This window comes from Paenibacillus sp. FSL F4-0236 (genome assembly GCF_038000135.1).
GTDB lineage: Bacteria > Bacillota > Bacilli > Paenibacillales > Paenibacillaceae > Paenibacillus_AQ.
In genome coordinates this window covers 2,189,032-2,208,696 of the sequence record NZ_JBBOBK010000001.1, presented here as the reverse complement: position 1 = coordinate 2,208,696, position 19,665 = coordinate 2,189,032, and the positions used below count along the sequence as shown (strand labels likewise).

Below are 19,665 nucleotides of genomic sequence, written 5' to 3'. Positions count from 1 at the left end.
ATTGTATCACACAAGAATGGATTACATTCGTTGTATCCTGCTATCCTCCGTCTGAATAACTGTATTGAAGCCTTATAATGCAATGCTCTTGTAGCTTTACTTTTTTAGACTTTTTCATTTAGCGAATCCCCCGATCTACTCTTTGACACTACTAAGCGTGATATATGCTGCCTATGCCCTCTCTCGGGGGCAAATGTTTGTCTTATCCTTTACCTGTGTCATGCCTTGTTGCTCCCTTCCTCCAACAATTCACGTGCTTTACTTCCTCTGTCGCTCGTAACCTTTGAATGACCTCTACCGAAGCTTGGCAGTTCCCAATGTACTTGATTTGCATAGAACTCCAGTACCTCCCGTTGTCGGGCTATGGTCTGCTGCACCTCCTTAAGTGCTATCCGATCCTATCTATGTTTTCTAGACTGTTACTTATTGAGCGTTCATAAGTTTTGTTCAGTTGTTGTGACTCTTCTAGAGCATCCAGCGCATCCATTAACTCAACTTCTTCTCTGCTCAATGTTCCTTTTCGGGCTTGTCGTTCGGAAAGCTGCGCGTTTCAAACTTCTTCTCCCTGAGAGCTATGAGCGTTGCCCATGGCTGAATGATGGTTATGGCTTTCATACTTCCCCTCCTATCTACTCTAAAAAAAGGCTCACAAGACTTGTTGGACAACATACTCTATAAATAAAAAAGGAGTGAGTCTCATGACAACACGAGCTCTTGATATGCGGATTTCGGAACATATGTCTGGGTTAGGGAGTGCAATTGAGTACGTATACGTCAACCCAATTTTGATTGGAGATTTGGGAATTCAAACATCTTCAATTGTAGGAACGCCAGATGCAAACAAGGTACGTATATGGTTGTCTGGTTCAGTAACTTTCTATAAAGCTTTCGATACACCAGATGAAACCTCAGTAACAGTCGTAATAGAAAGAAACGGAAACGGAATCCTTGGTTCTGGCACAATAATCTATGAATCGCAAGTCCGACCAGGTCCTATAGAGAGTACAGCATCCACAATCTCCATAACCGCAGGAGATTTCCCCGATATTCCTACTGTTTCAAATGGTCAAATTCGCTATTCACTTTTTATTTACTCAGACTTAGAAGTTGGGAGAAACGGAATATGGATGGTAAATGCTGCGTTTAATGGAATAGCATTTGCAGGATGAAGGAAATATGTCAGAAAGAATTATTGTCTGATCAATTAGAAATTTCGAACTGCCAGAACCATGTCTTATTATCCGTCATTGGGGCTTATGCCCCTTATTTTTGTGTCACAGCTCAGCCTTGGCATTTATCTCAAATGCTCCTGCCTTAATTACCTGATTCATTGCTTTTCTGGTGAACACTATGGTTCTTTGTTGATTCCTCCTCCAGGACAGGAGCTTTTGTTCTTCAAGCGCTTAATAAAACCGTGAGTTGTCGATATTGACTGGTGCCCCATGGCTACTGCAATTTCGCGTATGCTGGACGGATAAAGAAATTCAAATGAGAATTTTTCAATAAAGTCGATGATTGCTTGCTGCTTTTTCGAAATGAATTCCATCTTCAGCCTTCCCTCATAAATAACTTTAATTCGTTGTTATAAGACATTTATAATCTTCAAATCGGTCATTTGGATGATAAGAACCCTGAGCAGCATAGCCATTAAGAGCATCAGTAAACATTGCAGTGAAGGTTTCTAGATCCTTGGTTTCTAATGATTCCAAAAATCTAATTTCCTTTGCTCGGAGATCCCTGCCAGCAGCCGTTATGATTAGATCTGCTATAGGTTCAATCTGCTGCAGTCGTTCTTCTTTTGCCTTTTCTAACTCCAACTGCTTAGTATCCTCGAATAAAACTACGTTTTCAGGGGGCATTACGGGGGCGCTCATTAACCTTCCATAAAACCTCCAAACCTTACCCACACAGAAAAAAACCCTTAACGCTTAGAGCGCCAAGGGCTGATTTATTCTAGTAAAGAGTCATGTATTGCGCTCTTTCCCACTCGTGCACTTGTGTGCGGTAGATATCCCATTCGATTTCTTTTAGCTCGTAGAAGTGAGCCAAAGCATGTTCGCCGAGAGCTTCGGTAATAACATGACTGCGGATCATTTCGCTAAGTGCTTCTTTCAAATCGGATGGCAAGCTTGGAATGCCTTCTTCGATGCGCTCTTCTTCAGACATCACATAGATGTTACGGTCAATCGGAGCTGGAAGATCAAGCTTACGTTTAATTCCGTCAAGACCTGCTTTCAACATAACAGCAAGTGCGAGGTAAGGGTTAGCTGCTGGGTCCGGGTTACGAACCTCAACACGTGTGCTAAGACCTCTAGAAGCCGGAATACGAATCATTGGGCTACGGTTACTTGCAGACCAAGCTACGTAGCAAGGTGCTTCATAACCAGGAACAAGGCGTTTGTATGAGTTAACTGTTGGGTTAGTAATCGCTGCAAAAGCACGAGCGTGCTTCAAAATACCAGCCATGTAGTAACGTGCAGTTTTGCTCAGACCCAGCTTGTCGCTTTCGTCGTAGAACATGTTTTCTTTGCCTTTAAACAAGGATTGGTGAGCGTGCATACCAGATCCGTTGATACCGAACAATGGTTTAGGCATAAAAGTTGCATGCAGGCCGTGTTGACGGGCTACCGTTTTCACGACGAGCTTAAAGGTTTGAATTTGGTCAGCAGCAGTAATCGCGTCAGCATATTTAAAGTCAATTTCATGCTGGCCCGAAGCTACTTCATGGTGGGAAGCTTCGATTTCAAAGCCCATTTCTTCAAGGGTCAGTACGATTTCACGACGACAGTTTTCCCCTAAATCCGTTGGCGCTAAGTCAAAGTATCCACCTTGGTCGTTCAATTCCGTAGTAGGATTGCCTCTTTCGTCTGTCTTGAATAGGAAGAATTCAGGTTCTGGTCCAACGTTCATAGCTGTGAAACCCATTTCTTCTGCTTCCTTCAGACAACGTTTGAGGATACCACGCGGGTCTCCAGCAAAAGGTGTACCATCTGGCATGTAGACGTCACAAATCAGACGAGCTACACGACTATCAGTCACCCAAGGGAAGATTACCCATGTATCTAGGTCAGGGAAGAGATACATATCAGATTCTTCAATCCGTACATAACCTTCGATGGAAGAACCATCAAACATCATTTTATTATCAAGCGCTTTTTCCAATTGGCTAACTGGAATCTCTACATTCTTGATAGTACCTAATAGATCCGTAAATTGCAGACGAATAAAACGAACATTCTCTTCCTTGGCAATGCGTAAAATATCCTCTTTAGAAAAGCTCATGTGATCCTCTCCCTTTCGAACTTCTATATATTATTATTTATTAAAAAACCGGGATAACTCACCTTGAATCAGAGACACTTGTCCCGGTCTTTTACCGGAAACTAGTTCTTGCTTCAGCATTCGGTGAAGCTGGGAATCGGATAACTCTCTACGTCTAACCTCTGTATCAGGGGTAATAACAGTAGCTTCCTCGGATTCCTTAGAGACAGGATTCATTACTTGCTTAATGCCAGCAATATTAACACCCTTCTCGATCAGAGCTTTAATTTCTAATAGGCGCTCAACATCATTAAAAGAGAACAAACGCTGATTCCCCGACGTACGTGCTGGTACGATCAGACTGTGCTGCTCATAATAACGAATTTGTCTCGCGGACAAATCAGTCAGCTTCATTACAATTCCAATAGGAAATAGTGCCATATTTCTGCGGATTTCATCACCCATGACTCATCCAACCTTCCAATGATCTTTTTCTGATCTCATTGTACATTTCCTAATACAGCGTGTCAATGGTATGTGAGATATTCTTACAGCAATTTTCTTTCACGCATACTTTGAAGTGCCATCAAAACGCCATATTTAACATGTGAATAGGTTAACCCGCCTTGCATATAGCCAATATAAGGAGCCCGTATAGGTGCATCTGCAGATAACTCCAAGCTTCCACCTTGTATAAACGTACCTGCAGCCATAATAACAGGATGTTCATAACCTGGCATATCCCAAGGCTCTGGTACCACATGGCTGTCCACAGCCGCAGCGCGTTGTATGCCCTGAACAAAGGCAATTAAGTGTTCTGGTCCATCAAAGGAAACCGCCTGAATCAAATCTGTACGAGGCTCGTTCCACGCTGGCTTTGTCTCAAACCCGCATCGCTGAAATACGGATGCAGCAAAAATACTTCCTTTTAAAGCTTGTCCGACCGTGTGCGGTGCCATAAACAACCCTTGGTAAAGCCCACGTGTTGTTCCTAACATAGCCCCCACTTCACCACCTATGCCAGGAGCGGTTAATCGATAAGCTGCCAATTCTACAAGATCCTGTCGGCCACAAATATAACCGCCTGTCTCAGCAATACCACCACCCGGATTCTTAATTAACGATCCTGCTACTAGATCCACACCAACCTGTGGAGGCTCAAGCTCTTCGGTAAACTCACCATAACAATTGTCTACGAAGACAATCACTTCCGGTTTCAACACCTTTACCCTCGAAGTCATTTCACCAATTTCAGCCACTGTGAAAGAAGCACGCCAATCATATCCGCGTGACCTTTGGATTCCAATCACTTTAGTATTTTCGTTAATAGCGAGAGCTACCTCATCCCAATCGATCTTGCCATCTGCAGTAAGAGCAACCTCCCGGTAAGTAATTCCGAAATCTGCGAGAGAACCTGTCCCATCCCCTGTGTGACCAATTACCTTATGTAAGGTATCGTACGGACGTCCTGTGATGTATAGCAGCTCATCTCCTGGACGCAGTACACCAAATAGGGCTGTTGATATGGTGTGTGTTCCTGAAGCGAAATGCGGGCGTACCAGTGCAGATTCCGCACCAAAAACGTCAGCATAGACAAGATCCAACACTTCACGGCCACGGTCATTATACGCATACCCCGTTGAACCGGCAAAGTGAAAATCACTGACTTGATGACGCTGGAACGCTTCTATAACCTTCCACTGATTCTTATCTACAATACGATCAAGGGCTTTGACAGCGCCTTCTATTTCAACTTCTGCGGCCTCTGCCGCGCTCAAAATATCCTCTGCAAAAACTACCATTCGTTCTTATTCGCTCCTTACATTTACTTGCCATCATAATGACAGAAAGCGGCAGTAAACTGACGCTTTCTAGATTAGCTATTATTTTATACCTATAAACGAAGCATTTCCACCTTAGGAATGACTGACAAGATTACTGCTGGTCCACAAAATCAGCAAGCATGTAACCCCATTTGTCATAATCCTCTTTATTAAGACGAACGTTATAGAGCACATCGTTCTCATCATATGTCGTTTCCAGAACCTCTCCCACCCTGTAGAGCAAGGAAGAAATGTCACCTCGGTCTCCGGGAATGCGGAAGTTGAGTGTGTCGCCAGCCAGTTCATCGGCGATCATTTCGGTAATCCGTGTTAAATCTTCAGGATTAAATGCACTGATCTTCAAGTACCCTGTACCTGTAGGCAACATTTCCAGTTGCTCAGGCTGACATAGATCAATTTTATTAAAAAGTACGATTTGCGGTGTACCAGATGCACCAAGATCCTGCAAGATGGATTGGACAATCTCCATCTGCTCCTCACGCATTGGTGAAGAGGCATCCACCACATGTAGCACCAAATTAGCCTCATTCACTTCCTCCAGCGTTGCACGGAAAGATGCGACAAGATCATGCGGAAGATTCTGAATGAAGCCTACAGTATCCGTAAGCACGACTTCTTTACCACCTGCTAGCTCAAGCACACGTGAAGTAGGGTCCAGTGTGGCAAACAACTGGTTTTCAATATAGACATCCGCATCGGTTAGTTGCTTAAGCAGCGTTGATTTCCCTGCATTCGTATACCCAACAAGTGCGACTTGCACCGCTCCCGCCTTGCGGCGACGCTCCCGATGTAGCTCACGAGTCTTAACAACCTCATCCAGCTGGCGTTTCAGCTCCGTAATCCGATCACGAATATGCCGGCGATCGGTTTCCAGCTTACTTTCACCCGGACCTCTGGTACCAATTCCTCCACCTAGTCTGGATAAGTTCTTCCCTTGGCCGGAAAGCCGGGGTAACAGATAGGACAATTGTGCCAGCTCTACCTGAATAATTCCTTCTCGCGTCTTCGCACGCCCCGCAAAAATATCCAGAATAAGCTGCGTCCGGTCAATAATCTTAAGATCCAGAGCTTCTTCAAGATTCCGTACTTGGGCTCCGGACAATTCTTGATCAAAGATAGCTGTATTAGCCCCGAGAGCATCAGCAGCCATCCGTAGCTCTTCTACTTTACCTTTACCAATAAACCATCTAGAATCAGGCGTTTCCTTGTTTTGACGCAGCACATCCAGAACTTCAACACCAGCGGTTTCGGCTAATTGCACTAATTCCTGTAGTGAAAGCTCTGGATCAATTCCGGTTCTTTTAATTTTATCTGTGACGAGACTTACCAATATCGCTCGATCTTGTACATCTGTTTCCGTATCATGCGTTGTTATTGCCATGTATGTCATGCTCCTTATGACGGTGATAGTATCCTGTAATTCATAATTTGAAATCCTCAGTTCGAAGCGTCATTAATTCCTGCTTGCCTGGGCTGGTACTTTCATACTGGTTTAACAGTCTTACAGCCTGACCCCGAACAGCTTTCTCAATGGCGTTGCGAACATACCGCGCATTACTGAAAGCATGAAGACTCTCCGTCTTCTCTACTAACAAATGCTGCTTTAACTTGAGTATCGCCTGTGGCATCAAAATATAGTCGCGATCTTTTGCCATGAGTTCAGCAATTTGCAGCAGTTGATCGATCGTATAATCAGGAAATTCCACCTGTATCGGAAACCGTGAAGGCAATCCGGGATTGCTCATCAAAAAATACTCCATCTCCCCAGAGTACCCCGCTAAGATAAGTATAAATTGACTGCGATGATCCTCCATGGCCTTGACGAGCGTATCAATCGCTTCTTTTCCAAAATCCTTTTCTCCACCCCGAGCGAGGCTATAAGCCTCATCGATAAACAAAATACCACCCAAAGCCTTTTTCACCAGATCGCGAGTCTTCTGTGCAGTATGACCGATGTATTCTCCTACAAGGTCGGCTCTCTCCACCTCAATAAGATGTCCTTTGGTCAGTACACCCATACGCTGGAACAGCTTAGCCACGATTCTAGCCACGGTTGTCTTGCCAGTTCCGGGATTCCCTTTAAAAACCATGTGATAAGCTTGCCCGCCGCTTGCAAGTCCTGCCTCAGTTCGCATTTGAGCAATTTGTAACAAGGCGTAGATTTCAAAGACTAGCTCTTTGATATTGTCCAGACCCACTAAACCTTCCAATTCTTGCGTTAACTCTTGGAATAGGCTAGTGTGGCCGTGATTTTTTGGAGGTACCGGCCGACTCTCTCCAGAAGGGTTAGTTATAGCCGGAGGCTCTTGACTCCGCAATACAATATTGATTTGTCGAGACGGTCTTTCTTCCTCCCGTCCACTGGCCGCTGCTACGCGTCCGCTCATCGGTATCACCTCATTATCCAGGGCTGACTTCTCTAATCAAGTCTATTCCAGTAAATGAAGTGTTATTAGAAGATTCGGGATTTTTTGGACAAATCACAGGAATAGCTGCTGAAGCTTCCATTTCGTATAGGCTAGAATCTCACGTGTTTTATGTCTTGTCATCGATAGAACGGTGGATTCTGTAAGTCCCAGCTCAGGATTCACATATCCAAGCTCGTCAGCAATTTCATGAGCCCGCCACCCATGATAGGTATGCGTAATAATTATTGCTGAAGACAAAGCTTCACGTGCCATAATCTCTTTACTAAACAAAAGATTCTCGTAAGTGCTGGTAGCTTCATTCTCTACGTAAATGGCGCTATCTGGCACTCCTTTAGCAACCAAATAATTACGCATTCCTTGAGCTTCTGTGTATTGTAAATCAGGTTTATCTAAACCACCAGATACAATAAGATGTGGGAACATCCCTTTTTGATAAAGCTTCAGTCCGTAATCCAGCCGTTCCTTAAGTCCTGGGCTAGGCTCATCCCCCCACATCGACATGCCAAGAATGATCCCAACATCCGCCTTTTGCATAGGATCAGTGGTGGCAGCTTTATTAATATTGTTTAACGCATAAGCACACCACAACAATCCAGCAATCACAATTATCGATAAAGCGATAAGCAACGTTCGTTTCGTCCAGAATCTGCGTTTTTTGGAAACAATCCGAATCGGGGAAGACCCTCTTCCGTAGACATACCATTCCATTTCTTTATTTCCTCCTGAATTCTCCATGATGAAATAATTCGGCACGATGCTTCAAAGATAGTGAGAAATAAGGGAAAGCATGAGCATCGATGCCGCGTAAAATAGTATTGGCTGTCTCCCAGGCGAGTTTATAATCACTCTCGGAAATATCTTCCCTCTCCAGCGCTTCCTCTAATTCATCCTCATCAAGCAAGAAAACCTCGCCGTTCCAAAGCACAACCACATCCAGATACAAATCATCAAACCATGGAACGCCTTGGTCTGTGACGCCCTGCACCTTGCAGGTGTCTATGTACCATTGAATGATATTTTGCCGTTCGTCGAACATAGCCGTCACAATATAGTGACTGTCTTTTGGGAAATATTGCAGCCAGGAATAACCTTTATCCGCAATACGATATGTATGCCGTCCATAGCTCTTCCACAGTGGTTCTTTCAGCCCGTAGATGGTATAAAGCGTAATATATCCGCTGAATTCCCGGCTCTCCACATAGCGGCAGGCAAAATGGCGACGCGTAATCCGGCGCCAGTTGGCCCGGTCTCCGAATTTACGTTTCATAGAAATTACCCTCTCCAGTATGGTTTCTTCAGCTTACCACATTTAGAGGATACACTCAAAACATCCCGCAAAATATAGCAAATTTTTATCAAATATCCTATTAGAAAAATATGGAGTTTTAAAAGAAAGAAGCTGTCCCATAAGTAGCATTCACTACTTTTGAGACAGCCTCAGGAAAAGAAAAGCTAACTTCATAAATTTAAAGCATCACTATTGAACAGAAGAATCACCATTCATATTGCTCGCCTCTTGATCAGGGCTTTGTGTTGCATTACCACTGTCATTCCCCGAACTTCCGCCTCCAGAAGGTACATCTGGTGGAGCGGTAGGTATCGGTGTTGCTGACGGTGGAGGCGTAGTGAATTCTGGCAAAGTTCCTGTTCCACCATTATTTCCGCTTCCATCGTTGCCACCACCATTATTTCCACCGTTGCCATTATCCCAGCCATTGTCTCCACCATTCTCAGGGGTTGGTGTCGGGAGATTAGGGTCAATGGTTGGTTCAGGCGTTGGCATCTCATCCTGCACAGAGACAGTAACCACATTCGATGGTTCACTTTCTACTTGGGTTGCAGGATCGTAGGAAGTAACATAATACTCGTAAACCAGACCAGGCATTGCACTAAAGTCTCCTGCACTAGTCGTGACCGTATTTAACAGTAAACCGAAATCAGCCTCGGATGTCTCTCTACGATAAATACGATATTCTACACCCGCAACAGGAACTGCCTGCCAGCCCAGATTTACTGTCATCGTAGATGGATCATAAGCTGCAGTAAGTCCACTAACATTCTTAGCTGGTTCAGGTGTTTCTGTAGGTGCAGGAGCGATTTCATTATCTAGCTGTGGGAAGGACTTCTTAGGAACATCCCTTAACGCTTCCTCCATCACTTTACCCCAGAATGCTGCGGCAAGCCCACTGCTATTCTTAAGCAGATGTTTCTTGCTTGGCTTGTCATAACCCATCCACACAGCAGCTGTCCATTCAGGTGTATATCCCACAAACCAAACATCACGGTTCGAGCTGATTCCAGAATATCCACTTTGAGTCGTACCGGTCTTACCAGCAACTGGACGATCAATCCTTGCTTTTCTACCCGTACCACTCTCTACAACCTTTTGCATCATCTCGGTCATTTGATAAGCCGTTTGCTTACTCATAACACGCTCAGGCGTTGTATTAGCCTTGAAGACGGTCTCTCCACTACTATCAGTGATCGATTTAATGGAATATGATTCTCGAAGTTCACCGCCATTTGCAAAAGCACTGTAAGCTTGTGCCATTTCCAGTGTATTCGTTCCTTTGCTCATACCTCCGAGAGCCAGTGAGAGGTTCTTGTCCTCGTCTTCCAGTCCAATCCCCAATTTCTTAGCAAACTTAAATCCGGTATTCACTCCAATTTCATTAAGCAACCAGACCGAAGGAATATTCTCTGATTTCTGTATAGCATCACTCATACTAATACTCTTGGAATATCCGTGAAGGTTAGTTGGGCAATAGTTGGAAAAACACTGCTTCTCGTTGCTTAACGTAGAATACTTGTCGTACTTTCCAGTTTCCAGTGCTGGAGCATAAGCAACGATTGGTTTAAAGGCTGAACCAGGAGAACGTCGGCTGCCATTTACACGGCTGTAGCCTTTTTTCTCATAATTCCGTCCACCTAGAAGTGCGACAATGCCGCCATTCTCTTGATTCACGATGGTCATAGAACCTTGTACCAGTTCGTCGTCTACACTCTTCTCGAAGTTATCACTGTCTGCAAAAGCATCTTCTACGGTTTCTTGAGCGTGCTTATCCATCGTGGTGTATATCTTGTAACCACCAATATTCAGATCATCTTCGGATAGTCCAAACTTTTCTTCTGCTTCTTCCACTGCGAAGTCAATAAAAGCTTGATAACGCTGTTTCTTTTCAGGTGGCTTATAATTATAATCCACGGCTTGTGCTTCGTCTCTCTCTTGCTCCGTAATATAACCTTGTTCGTACATGAGCTGAAGTACTACTGCACGACGTTCCTTTGAAAGATCCGGGTTACGCAGAGGGTTGTAACGAGACGGTCCCTTAGGCATCGCAGCCAGTGTCGCAATTTCCCAAACTTTCAGATCATTCAGATCACTCTTACCAAAATATCTTTCAGATGCTGCTTTAATTCCGTAGATCGTACCCCCAAAGTTTATTCGGTTCAGGTACATCGTAATGATCTCTTCTTTAGATTTCTGGTTCTCCAATGCTACAGCAATGGATACCTCAGTCGCTTTACGGAAAAATGTTTTATCCCGTGTCAAAAAGATGTTTTTGGCCAGCTGCTGAGTAATGGTACTACCACCTTCTACCATGCTGCGTGCAGCAATATCTTTTACCGCTGCCCGGCCGATTGACCATAAATCCACACCAGAATGCTCAAAGAAGCGTTTATCTTCTGTGGCCACAAAGGCATTGATCAATAACGGTGGAATCTTCTCATACTCTACAGGATCGCTTTTCTCAAGCGATAATTCGCCGATTAAATTAGCATTGCGGTCATATACTTTTGTAGTTTCATTTACGGTCAGCTTGTCTTGGTTCTCTAGGAGAAGTTTTTGCCCATTCAGCATAATGAACAGATAACCGCCAAGCGCACAGAAAATGGCCAACGCTGTAGCAAAGAACAAGCTCCACAGCACACGCTTTTTAGTCAAAAACTTCTTTTTCTTCTTACTTTTCGGTTTTGGTTTTGAATTGGAACTGGACGATCCTCTATTTCTATTGTTGTTCGTCCTTGATGTATCATCTCTAGACATGATGCCTCCTGACTCCCTTCCTTGAATAAATCATGTATGGACTTCTCTGAATGAAAAGAACAACCTTCTCAGGTTGCTCTCTCACACTCTATTCAAACGATTTATTAACAAGAAAGGTTTCACTTCAATTTTGTTAATGTTATTCTTCGTTACTATTGTCCTGCATAAGTGACACACTGCGCTGTGGTGTAAAAGTGGAAATCGCGTGCTTATACACCATTTGCTGGCGTCCATCACTGTCAATAACGATTGTAAAATTGTCGAATGCTTTAATAATTCCCCGGATTTGAAAGCCGTTGGTCAAATATACTGTAGCAGGGATATTTTCTTTGCGTAGTTGGTTCAAGAATGTATCTTGGATGTTAATGGACTTGTTCATATGACGTACCCCCAATGGTTCAATTATATTGTTCAGAAGTATATTCAAGACCTGAGAGAAACTTTCCTGCTATTATAGCACGTATTTTCGAGAAATTCTCAGAAAAGTTTTGCTCACCTTCGACATCGATCCACTCGATTTCCTTCATGTGGCGAAACCATGACAACTGTCTTTTGGCGAATCGGCGAGTATCGCGTTTGAGCAGTATCACAGCTTCCTCAAGCGTCAGTTCCCCTGCGAGGTAAGCGGCAATTTCCTTGTAGCCCAGTCCCTGCATGGACACAAGGCTTCTGCTGTAGCCGTTTTCCAGCAGTCCCTTCACCTCAGCAACAAGACCATCCGCAAGCATGCTATCAATTCGGTCCTCAATACGTTTATATAGTATTTTCCGGTCCATTGTCAAACCGATAAGGCATAAGTCATAGGGCGACTCCTTCTTTTGAGCTGCATGAGAAGCGGAAAGTGTGGTGTTTGTCTGGTGATGAATTTCCAGTGCCCGTATAATTCTACGGCGGTCATTCGGATGCAATTTCGCTGCACTGACCGGATCAACGGCTTCAAGTCTGGCATGCAGTGCAAGCGCTCCATGTTCTTCTGCAAATTGATCCTGTTCTTTACGGAAAGCTTCGTCAGCCACAGCTTCAGAGAATTGAAAACCGTAACATAAGGACTCAATATAGAGACCCGTTCCCCCAACAATAAATGGAAGTTTCCCACGACTGCTTATCTCTTCGATAAGTCTGCTACCTTGTTCCTGAAATTCAGCAGCAGAATATGGGTCCTGTGGATCATGAATGTCGATTAGGTGGTGAGGAATTCCCATCATCTCAGCTGGAGTGATCTTAGCTGTACCAATATCCATACCACGATAAACCTGCATCGAATCGCCAGAAATAATCTCTGCGTTATATGCAGCCGCAAGCTCCAAACTTAACCTGGTTTTACCTACAGCTGTTGGTCCTAGTAAGACTAGAACCTTATGTCTCTCTTTAGTTGTCAATGTGTATCACCCCGTACGATGTTTTGGAGTTGCTCCGGAGCAGCTCTGTAAAGCCAAGCCTTTCAAATTCGCCGCTCAGAGCCTTTTCTTTCAAAAGAACAGTTTTACGGGCCACTCTTACCGCCTCAGCTACACTCTCTAGTGATAATGCTGCACGATTAGCAAACTGCCGCAGCGGGGAAATCGAAGCAGAACCGGTCAGCGGCACTCGGAACATAGGATCAAAGTACACAATATCTACACTTCGATCCGGTAGAGCACGTAAGTAGTCCAAATGTTCACTATGAACGACATTAATTCTACGCAAGGCATCATTAACCCTTACTTGCCCAGAGGTATAATGCCGCATCCCTTCATAGAGCAGTGCATACAGCGGCAATGAGCTCTCCAGAGCGGTAATCTCTGAGGACTCACCACCATGCACAGCAAATAGCAACGAATCAGCACCTAGACCCGCTGTGCAATCTAGTACGCTATCTCCGGGAAGCATTCGAGCAGCGACAAGCATCGGTTCTATATCACCCTTTAGAATCCGTTTCGCACGAACGAAACCCATGCTTGGGTGAAACTCCATAGGCTCCATCCCTAATCGGTGTAAACGAACGGCTTCTTGAGAAAGAATTAGTATATCCTCATCTCCATAGTGTTCCACCATCTTGGGTATAGAGAATTTCTCGCGTGGAGCGTATTTACAGCCCGTTCTTTCTGCGAGATTCTGAGCTCGCTCTACAATATCCATTATCGGGCTATAACCCGTAGTTATAATCATGTTGCCTCCAGTCATACTTACAACAAATTTCTAATCGTACAATTACATCACCCGTTTGAACAATTTCTCTAAATCATAGGATGAAAAAGAAATCACAATCGGACGCCCATGTGGACAAGTATACGGCTGTCTGCATGCTGCCAGACGAGACAACAAGGCCTCGACTTCCTGTTCTGTTAGTTTCTGGTTGGCTTTGATGGAGGCTTTACACGAGCATAGAATAGACGATTTCTCTCGTAGCTTTGCTAGGTCAATCAATCGTTCACTCAAGACCCACTCCGCCATTTCTTCAACGATCGCCTTCTCCTCGCCTTCAGGAAACCAATACGGCAAAGATCGAATCAGAAAAGTCTGTCCTCCAAAATGTTCAAGGTACACTCCAGCCTGCTGAAACCAATGTAAACGTTCACTAAGTTGACGACTTTCCGAAGGCGTGAACTCAAGCGTAATTGGCAAAAGCAGATCCTGAGAAGCGTCTTCAGGACGACCGAACTTCTCATAAAAAAACTCGTAATTTATGCGTTCGTGAGCCGCATGTTGATCAATGAGATACAGCCCGCCGTCATTCTGAGCGATAATATAAGTCCCATGATGCTGTCCGATATAATTTAGTTCCGGGAAGGCAGGAAGCCCAGGTTCTTCATCGACTGGCGGTGCCCATAACGCTTGGGCAGAAGGAATCTGCCTCTGCAGGGATGAAGCTTCTTGCGGGCGATATCCATTAGCATAGTTGTTGCTCACATTATTTTGACGTCCTTGTGAAGAGGAAGACTGGTATCCTGACCCGTAGGATGGAGCCGTTTCACGGGTCATCGGAGTATCAATCTGCCCCTCTTTTCTGAACTCACTGGCGCTCTGCTCAACATTTGATGGTTGTTGTCTACTAAAGGAACTACCAGATCCCTGAGGAACTGAATCCTTGCCCATCTCAGACGGTGGGGGTGCCGGAACTGACCCTTTAGAAAAAGCAAACTGCTCCTGTATAAATGAACTGCTGCCCTTTGGCCCAATGGTTTCTTTACCTGGACGCGGTATCAAACTTTGCCCTAACAACACTTTACGAATTTCTTGTTCAACAAACGTGTAAAGCTCATTCTCCTTACTAAACCGAACCTCCAGCTTAGCTGGATGAACATTGACGTCCACAAGTGAAGGATGCATGTCCAGTTCGAGCACCAGCAGTGGATAGCGGTTAATCGGAAGTAAAGTATGATAAGCACGCATGATCGCTGCGTTCAGACCATTGCTGCGAATATATCGTCCTCCCACAATGGTAGTCACTGCGTTTCGATTTGAGCGTGTCCATTCCGGACGACTTATATAACCAGAAATACGATAATCCAAGTCCTCTGCCGCAATCGGCAACATAGCCTTAGCTGCGGAGGTTCCGTACACCGCTGCGATCACTTGCAGCAGATCACCATTACCAAGCGTGTGCAGCAGCTGATTGCCATTATGATGCAAGGTAAAAGAGATTCCTGGATGGGCTAACGCCATTCGATACATGGCATCCGATATATGACCAAGCTCCGTCTGGATACTCTTCATGTATTTCAGCCGTGCCGGTGTGTTGAAAAATAATTCACGCACCGCTAGATCGCTCCCACGGCCCGAAGGGGAATCTTCATTCCGAATTAAATTACCACCCTCAATATCAATCAGGCGTCCTTTGCCGTCATCGGCAGTAGCCGTTAGAAGAGAGACTTTGGATACCGCAGCAATACTGGGGAGCGCCTCACCACGGAACCCTAAGCTAGTGATCTGGAATAGATCACGCCCATTAGCGATTTTACTTGTGGCATGACGATAAAAGGCGGTCTCGCAATCCTCAGGCTCGATCCCCGAGCCGTTATCTTTTACTCGGATGCTCTGTAAACCGCCTTCCTCCACCGAAACCTCAATCCTTGTGCTTCCTGCGTCAATGGCATTCTCAACTAGCTCCTTCACAACAGAAGCTGGTCGCTCTACAACTTCACCCGCAGCAATCTGGTTGGCAATATGCTCGTCCAATATATGAATTTTGGCCAATTTCATTCACCTCTTATTTAGGCAATCAATAATTAAAGATCCTTTGCTTTCATCTTCAGGTCGTTCAGCAGACTCATAGCCTGAAGCGGAGTCATATTCATAAGATCTGCGTTACGCACAGAAGTGATGAATTCTTTTATCGCAGGATTCTCTTGTACTTCAGTTACTACAGCCGACTGATTTGCACTACCTTTCCGATTCTTACGTGGTTCTTCCTCGCCAAAGATAGACAGTTGAACTACTTCATCTGCTATTGATGAATAGGAGTCTGCAGGAATCCCCGAAGTTTCTGCGATGACATTATCGGGTTGTTGGGTAGATGTAGTTGCGACCTCTTTTGCAGCGGCCTGACTTTCTAGTCCACCCCCATAATGAATAGAGGAACCACCTGGATGAGCCGCCTGCTCGATACTCTGAAGCAGACCGTAAGCACGATCAATGATCCCTTCAGGAAGCCCTGCTAGGCGTGCACAATAAATCCCATAGCTACTGTCTGCCGCTCCCGGAACAAGCTTACGCAGGAAGTTTACTTTATCCCCGCTCTCCTGTACGGCCATAGAGTAATTCTTAAGCCCTTTAAGACTTTCTTCTAAGTGGGCCAATTCATGAAAATGCGTCGAAACTAAAGCTTTGCAAGAAATGGTATCGTGCACATACTCAATTACCGCTTGTGCAATCGCCATGCCTTCACTCGTCGATGTTCCTCTACCAAGCTCATCTATGATAATTAAACTCCGGGCTGTTGCTTTTTCTGTCATGACCTGTATGTCGGCCATTTCTACCATAAATGTACTCTGACCTCCGATCAAATCATCAGCTGCCCCAATACGAGTAAAGATTCGATCAATTAGCGGAACTTCTGCACTGGTGGCCGGAACAAAACAGCCAATTTGAGCCATAATACAAATGAGTGCAACCTGCCGCATATAGGTACTTTTCCCAGCCATATTAGGACCAGTGATTAAAAGAATATTTCCATCTTCCTTACTTAGCGTACTTCCGTTTGCTATAAATGCCGAGTCCTTTAACACAGCCTCCACGACAGGATGACGACCACCTTCAAGTCGAAGATCGTACCCATCCGATAGAACAGGTTTTACGAAGCGATGCTCGGCACTGACGGCTGCCAGACATTGATACACATCAATCTCAGCTACCTTTTCCGCAAGATTCTGCAGTCGCGGAATTTGGCCGCTGATTCGATCACGCAGTTCAGTAAACAGGCTATATTCCAAATCTGTCATTTTATCTTGCGCTTCAAGAATCAGTGCCTCTTTCTCTTTAAGCTCAGGTGTAACAAATCGCTCTGCATTTGCAAGCGTCTGCTTACGTTCATAACGCCCTTCCGGCAACGAAGCCAGATTGGATTTGGTGATCTCTATGAAATAACCGAAGATTTTGTTATATCCGATCTTCAGTGATTTGATGCCTGTGGCTTGCCGTTCTTTCGCTTCCAGTTCGGCGATCCAACGTTTACCATTACTACTAGCTTCCCGCAGCTCGTCCAACCTGGCATGATAACCAGAACGGATAATCCCTCCGTCTCGCACGGACACCGGCGCATCTTCAACAATTGCTCGATCTATATCCTCCCGTATCTCGGCACATTCATCCATGCTAGCACCGATCTCGCGTAGGGTTGCAGATCCCGAAGTCATACATAATTCCTTCAAAGCAGGGATTTGTGCCAGTGATAGCTTTAAGGCATTCATGTCACGACCATTCGCACTACCAAAGGCAATACGACCTACCAGCCGCTCTAAGTCATAAATTTCCTTCAACGCTAAACGCAGGTCCTCTCGAACAATAAACTGGTTGTACAAATAATCAACTGCTTCTAGGCGACGTTCGATCGGAGCGCGCTGCAACAGCGGCTTATCTATTCTACGACGTAACAATCGCGCACCCATGGATGTTTCGGTACGGTCTAGTAGCCATAGAAGAGATCCTTTTTTAGAACGTTCTCGGACCGTCTCTGTTAGCTCCAGATTTCGGCGTGTGAACGGATCAAGAATCATATAATTACCTGGTTCATAAGGAGAAATTTGACTAAGTTGTCCCATTGAACGCCGTTGCGTCTCGTTTAGATAGGAGATTAGCAGCGCTAGACATTGTCCACGTTCTTTCTCCAGACGAACCCATGCGGCTTCACCGAATTGTCGACGTGCCAGCTCCTCCTCACGTTTCTCCCAAGGTGTGTACACAACAGGTTTCGCCAACAGAGGCGTTTCACTACGTAAAAGCTCCAATAACGTCGGGTCTCCGATGATCTCAGCCGGTTCATAAATGCCAATCTCATCGCGCAGCCACTCTGCACCAGATAACACTGAAGTAACATACAATTCACCTGTAGTTAAATCACATGCAGCTAATGCCATCATCCCATCACTTTCGGTTACACAAACAAGATAATTGTTGCTTTTGTCGGCAATGATTTTTCCATCCATAACTGTTCCAGGTGTCACGACACGTACGATATCCCGTTTCACCATTCCCTTTGTGACAGAAGCATCCTCTAATTGCTCACAAATAGCGACTTTATATCCTTTTTCAATCAGGCGTTGAATATAACCCTCGGCGGCGTGATAAGGTACTCCACACATCGGGATCTTCTCTGCGCCCCCGCCTTCGCGACCTGTCAACGTAATTTCAAGCTCCTTGGAAGCCAAAATGGCATCTTCAAAGAACATTTCATAGAAATCGCCCAGTCTAAAAAATAGGAAGGCATCCTTTGCCCCTTCCTTCACTTTTAAATATTGCTCAATCATCGGCGTATATTGTGCCATGGTCAACCTCCATGCCTATTTATTGCTGTCCTCCATTATAACAGAAAATTTGCGTACAAAGTCACCCTGCAACCGCATAGAAGTTCATTCTTCTCGATCCTCAGACAAAAAATCACGAAATCCGACACTATTACTGAAGCTCAATGGGTAGTACCTTTTGTATATATTTCAAGCATCCATCGTTCATTAGAAAGAGGTGTATTCTTCTGCTTTTTAATATTGTAAAATCTTAACACAGAGCGTTAGATCATAAGAAAATAAAAGGAGAATATCAAATGATAAGAAGAATTACGGAGGATGATCGGGAACTTCTAATGGCGTTGCTACAGAAAGAGCCTGCTCTTAATTTGTTCATCATTGGAGATGTAGAGAATTTCGGGTTTGAACAGGATTTTATGGCATTGTGGGGAGAGATAGATCCATCTGATGGTCGGATAAAAGCCGTTCTATTACGTTTTTATAGAAGCTATCTTCCTTACGCGGATGGGCCGTTTGATGTGGAAGGATTCGCTACTATCATGCGACAAGATAACGATATTCATATGATTTCTGGTGTAACCGAAGTGGTAAAAGCCTTTGACGGAGTAATTAACTTTAAACAAGAAAAGCAATTGTACTTTGCTGAGCTTAAGGAAATGAATACCAAAATTAAACAGTACTCTTCTTCCGTTGATAACATTAATAAAGCAACCATCCAGGATGTGGAAGCGATTTGTTCGCTTACGGATACAATTGAAGAGTTTGAAAGCAGTCGGGATGGATCGAGAACTAGCCTACGTAAAACATTGGCGACTGGCACTGGCCGTACGTATTATATGAAACGTGAAGATCAGGTGATTACAACGGCCTCAACATCAGCGGAAAATTCCATGTCAGCTATGATCGTAGGGGTTGCCACTCATCAAGCATTCAGAGAGCAAGGATTAGCTACATGCGTAGTTGCACAGCTATGCACAGACTTACTCTCTGAAGGGAAATCTTTATGCCTCTTTTATGACAACCCTCATGCTGGGGTCATTTACAAACGACTTGGATTTCAAGATATCGGCTCTTGGAGCATCATGTACATGTAGACAAGCATAAACGCCTTCGGCGTCCTTATTAGGACGGTAAGCGTTTAT

The 19,665-nt window shown here is 44.6% G+C and carries 17 protein-coding genes and 1 pseudogene; 2 read left to right on the top strand and 16 right to left on the bottom strand.

Features of this window, described 5'->3' with window-relative positions; genetic code table 11:
* Positions 1–537: 537 nt before the first annotated feature.
* Positions 538–615: pseudogene (locus tag NSQ29_RS10060) on the bottom strand (2-oxoglutarate dehydrogenase E1); the annotation flags it as partial.
* Positions 616–698: 83 nt separating this feature from the next.
* On the opposite strand from NSQ29_RS10060, the gene NSQ29_RS10055 reads away from it, so the two are divergent.
* Positions 699–1,169, top strand: a complete 471-nt coding sequence (locus tag NSQ29_RS10055; RefSeq protein ID WP_341124954.1) for a hypothetical protein — start codon at positions 699–701, stop codon at positions 1,167–1,169.
* A 179-nt stretch (positions 1,170–1,348) separates the two neighbouring features.
* Here NSQ29_RS10055 and NSQ29_RS10050 read toward each other — a convergent pair whose 3' ends face one another.
* The 15 genes from NSQ29_RS10050 to mutS all read right to left on the bottom strand — a co-directional run bounded on the left by NSQ29_RS10050 (position 1,349) and on the right by mutS (position 18,544).
* Positions 1,349–1,546: a LexA family protein gene (locus tag NSQ29_RS10050; RefSeq protein ID WP_341124953.1), complete on the bottom strand. Its 198-nt coding sequence runs from the start codon at positions 1,544–1,546 to the stop codon at positions 1,349–1,351.
* Between the two features lie 25 nt (positions 1,547–1,571).
* Entirely contained in the window at positions 1,572–1,859 is a 288-nt protein-coding gene (locus tag NSQ29_RS10045) for a hypothetical protein (RefSeq protein ID WP_341124952.1), read from the bottom strand.
* Positions 1,860–1,953: 94 nt separating this feature from the next.
* Positions 1,954–3,282 (bottom strand): type I glutamate--ammonia ligase, encoded by a 1,329-nt coding sequence (glnA, locus tag NSQ29_RS10040; protein ID WP_042128352.1) that lies wholly within the window; start codon positions 3,280–3,282, stop codon positions 1,954–1,956.
* Between the two features lie 33 nt (positions 3,283–3,315).
* The gene (locus NSQ29_RS10035; RefSeq protein WP_042128355.1) at positions 3,316–3,726 is read right to left on the bottom strand and encodes a MerR family transcriptional regulator; all 411 of its coding nucleotides are present in this window, start codon (positions 3,724–3,726) and stop codon (positions 3,316–3,318) included.
* An 83-nt stretch (positions 3,727–3,809) separates the two neighbouring features.
* Positions 3,810–5,063, bottom strand: coding sequence for a methionine gamma-lyase family protein (locus tag NSQ29_RS10030; RefSeq protein WP_076283514.1), 1,254 nt, complete (start codon positions 5,061–5,063; stop codon positions 3,810–3,812).
* Between the two features lie 133 nt (positions 5,064–5,196).
* Positions 5,197–6,486, bottom strand: coding sequence for a GTPase HflX (gene hflX, locus NSQ29_RS10025; protein ID WP_042188885.1), 1,290 nt, complete (start codon positions 6,484–6,486; stop codon positions 5,197–5,199).
* A gap of 40 nt (positions 6,487–6,526) precedes the next feature.
* Positions 6,527–7,492 carry an AAA family ATPase gene (locus NSQ29_RS10020; protein ID WP_042188887.1) on the bottom strand — a complete coding sequence of 322 codons (966 nt, stop codon included), beginning with the start codon at positions 7,490–7,492 and terminating at the stop codon, positions 6,527–6,529.
* A gap of 93 nt (positions 7,493–7,585) precedes the next feature.
* Positions 7,586–8,242 carry a YdcF family protein gene (locus NSQ29_RS10015; protein ID WP_341124951.1) on the bottom strand — a complete coding sequence of 219 codons (657 nt, stop codon included), beginning with the start codon at positions 8,240–8,242 and terminating at the stop codon, positions 7,586–7,588.
* Between the two features lie 4 nt (positions 8,243–8,246).
* Entirely contained in the window at positions 8,247–8,801 is a 555-nt protein-coding gene (locus NSQ29_RS10010; protein ID WP_042128364.1) for a DUF402 domain-containing protein, read from the bottom strand.
* 210 nt (positions 8,802–9,011) lie between these two features.
* Entirely contained in the window at positions 9,012–11,582 is a 2,571-nt protein-coding gene (locus NSQ29_RS10005; protein WP_341124950.1) for a transglycosylase domain-containing protein, read from the bottom strand.
* Positions 11,583–11,721: 139 nt separating this feature from the next.
* Positions 11,722–11,961 (bottom strand): RNA chaperone Hfq, encoded by a 240-nt coding sequence (hfq, locus tag NSQ29_RS10000; RefSeq protein ID WP_042128368.1) that lies wholly within the window; start codon positions 11,959–11,961, stop codon positions 11,722–11,724.
* A gap of 19 nt (positions 11,962–11,980) precedes the next feature.
* Positions 11,981–12,961 (bottom strand): tRNA (adenosine(37)-N6)-dimethylallyltransferase MiaA, encoded by a 981-nt coding sequence (gene miaA / locus NSQ29_RS09995; RefSeq protein ID WP_076283510.1) that lies wholly within the window; start codon positions 12,959–12,961, stop codon positions 11,981–11,983.
* A complete protein-coding gene (locus NSQ29_RS09990; RefSeq protein WP_341124949.1) occupies positions 12,951–13,730 on the bottom strand; it encodes a class I SAM-dependent methyltransferase in 780 nt (259 codons plus the stop codon). The genes miaA and NSQ29_RS09990 overlap by 11 nt, the downstream gene beginning before the upstream one ends.
* Positions 13,731–13,772: 42 nt before the next feature.
* Complete coding sequence (gene mutL / locus NSQ29_RS09985; RefSeq protein ID WP_341124948.1) at positions 13,773–15,758, bottom strand: DNA mismatch repair endonuclease MutL; 1,986 nt, start codon at positions 15,756–15,758, stop codon at positions 13,773–13,775.
* Between the two features lie 32 nt (positions 15,759–15,790).
* The gene (mutS, locus tag NSQ29_RS09980; RefSeq protein ID WP_340970224.1) at positions 15,791–18,544 is read right to left on the bottom strand and encodes a DNA mismatch repair protein MutS; all 2,754 of its coding nucleotides are present in this window, start codon (positions 18,542–18,544) and stop codon (positions 15,791–15,793) included.
* Positions 18,545–18,819: 275 nt separating this feature from the next.
* Between mutS and NSQ29_RS09975 the strand changes: the two genes are divergently transcribed.
* Positions 18,820–19,617 (top strand): GNAT family N-acetyltransferase, encoded by a 798-nt coding sequence (locus tag NSQ29_RS09975; RefSeq protein ID WP_341124947.1) that lies wholly within the window; start codon positions 18,820–18,822, stop codon positions 19,615–19,617.
* Positions 19,618–19,665 lie beyond the last annotated feature (48 nt).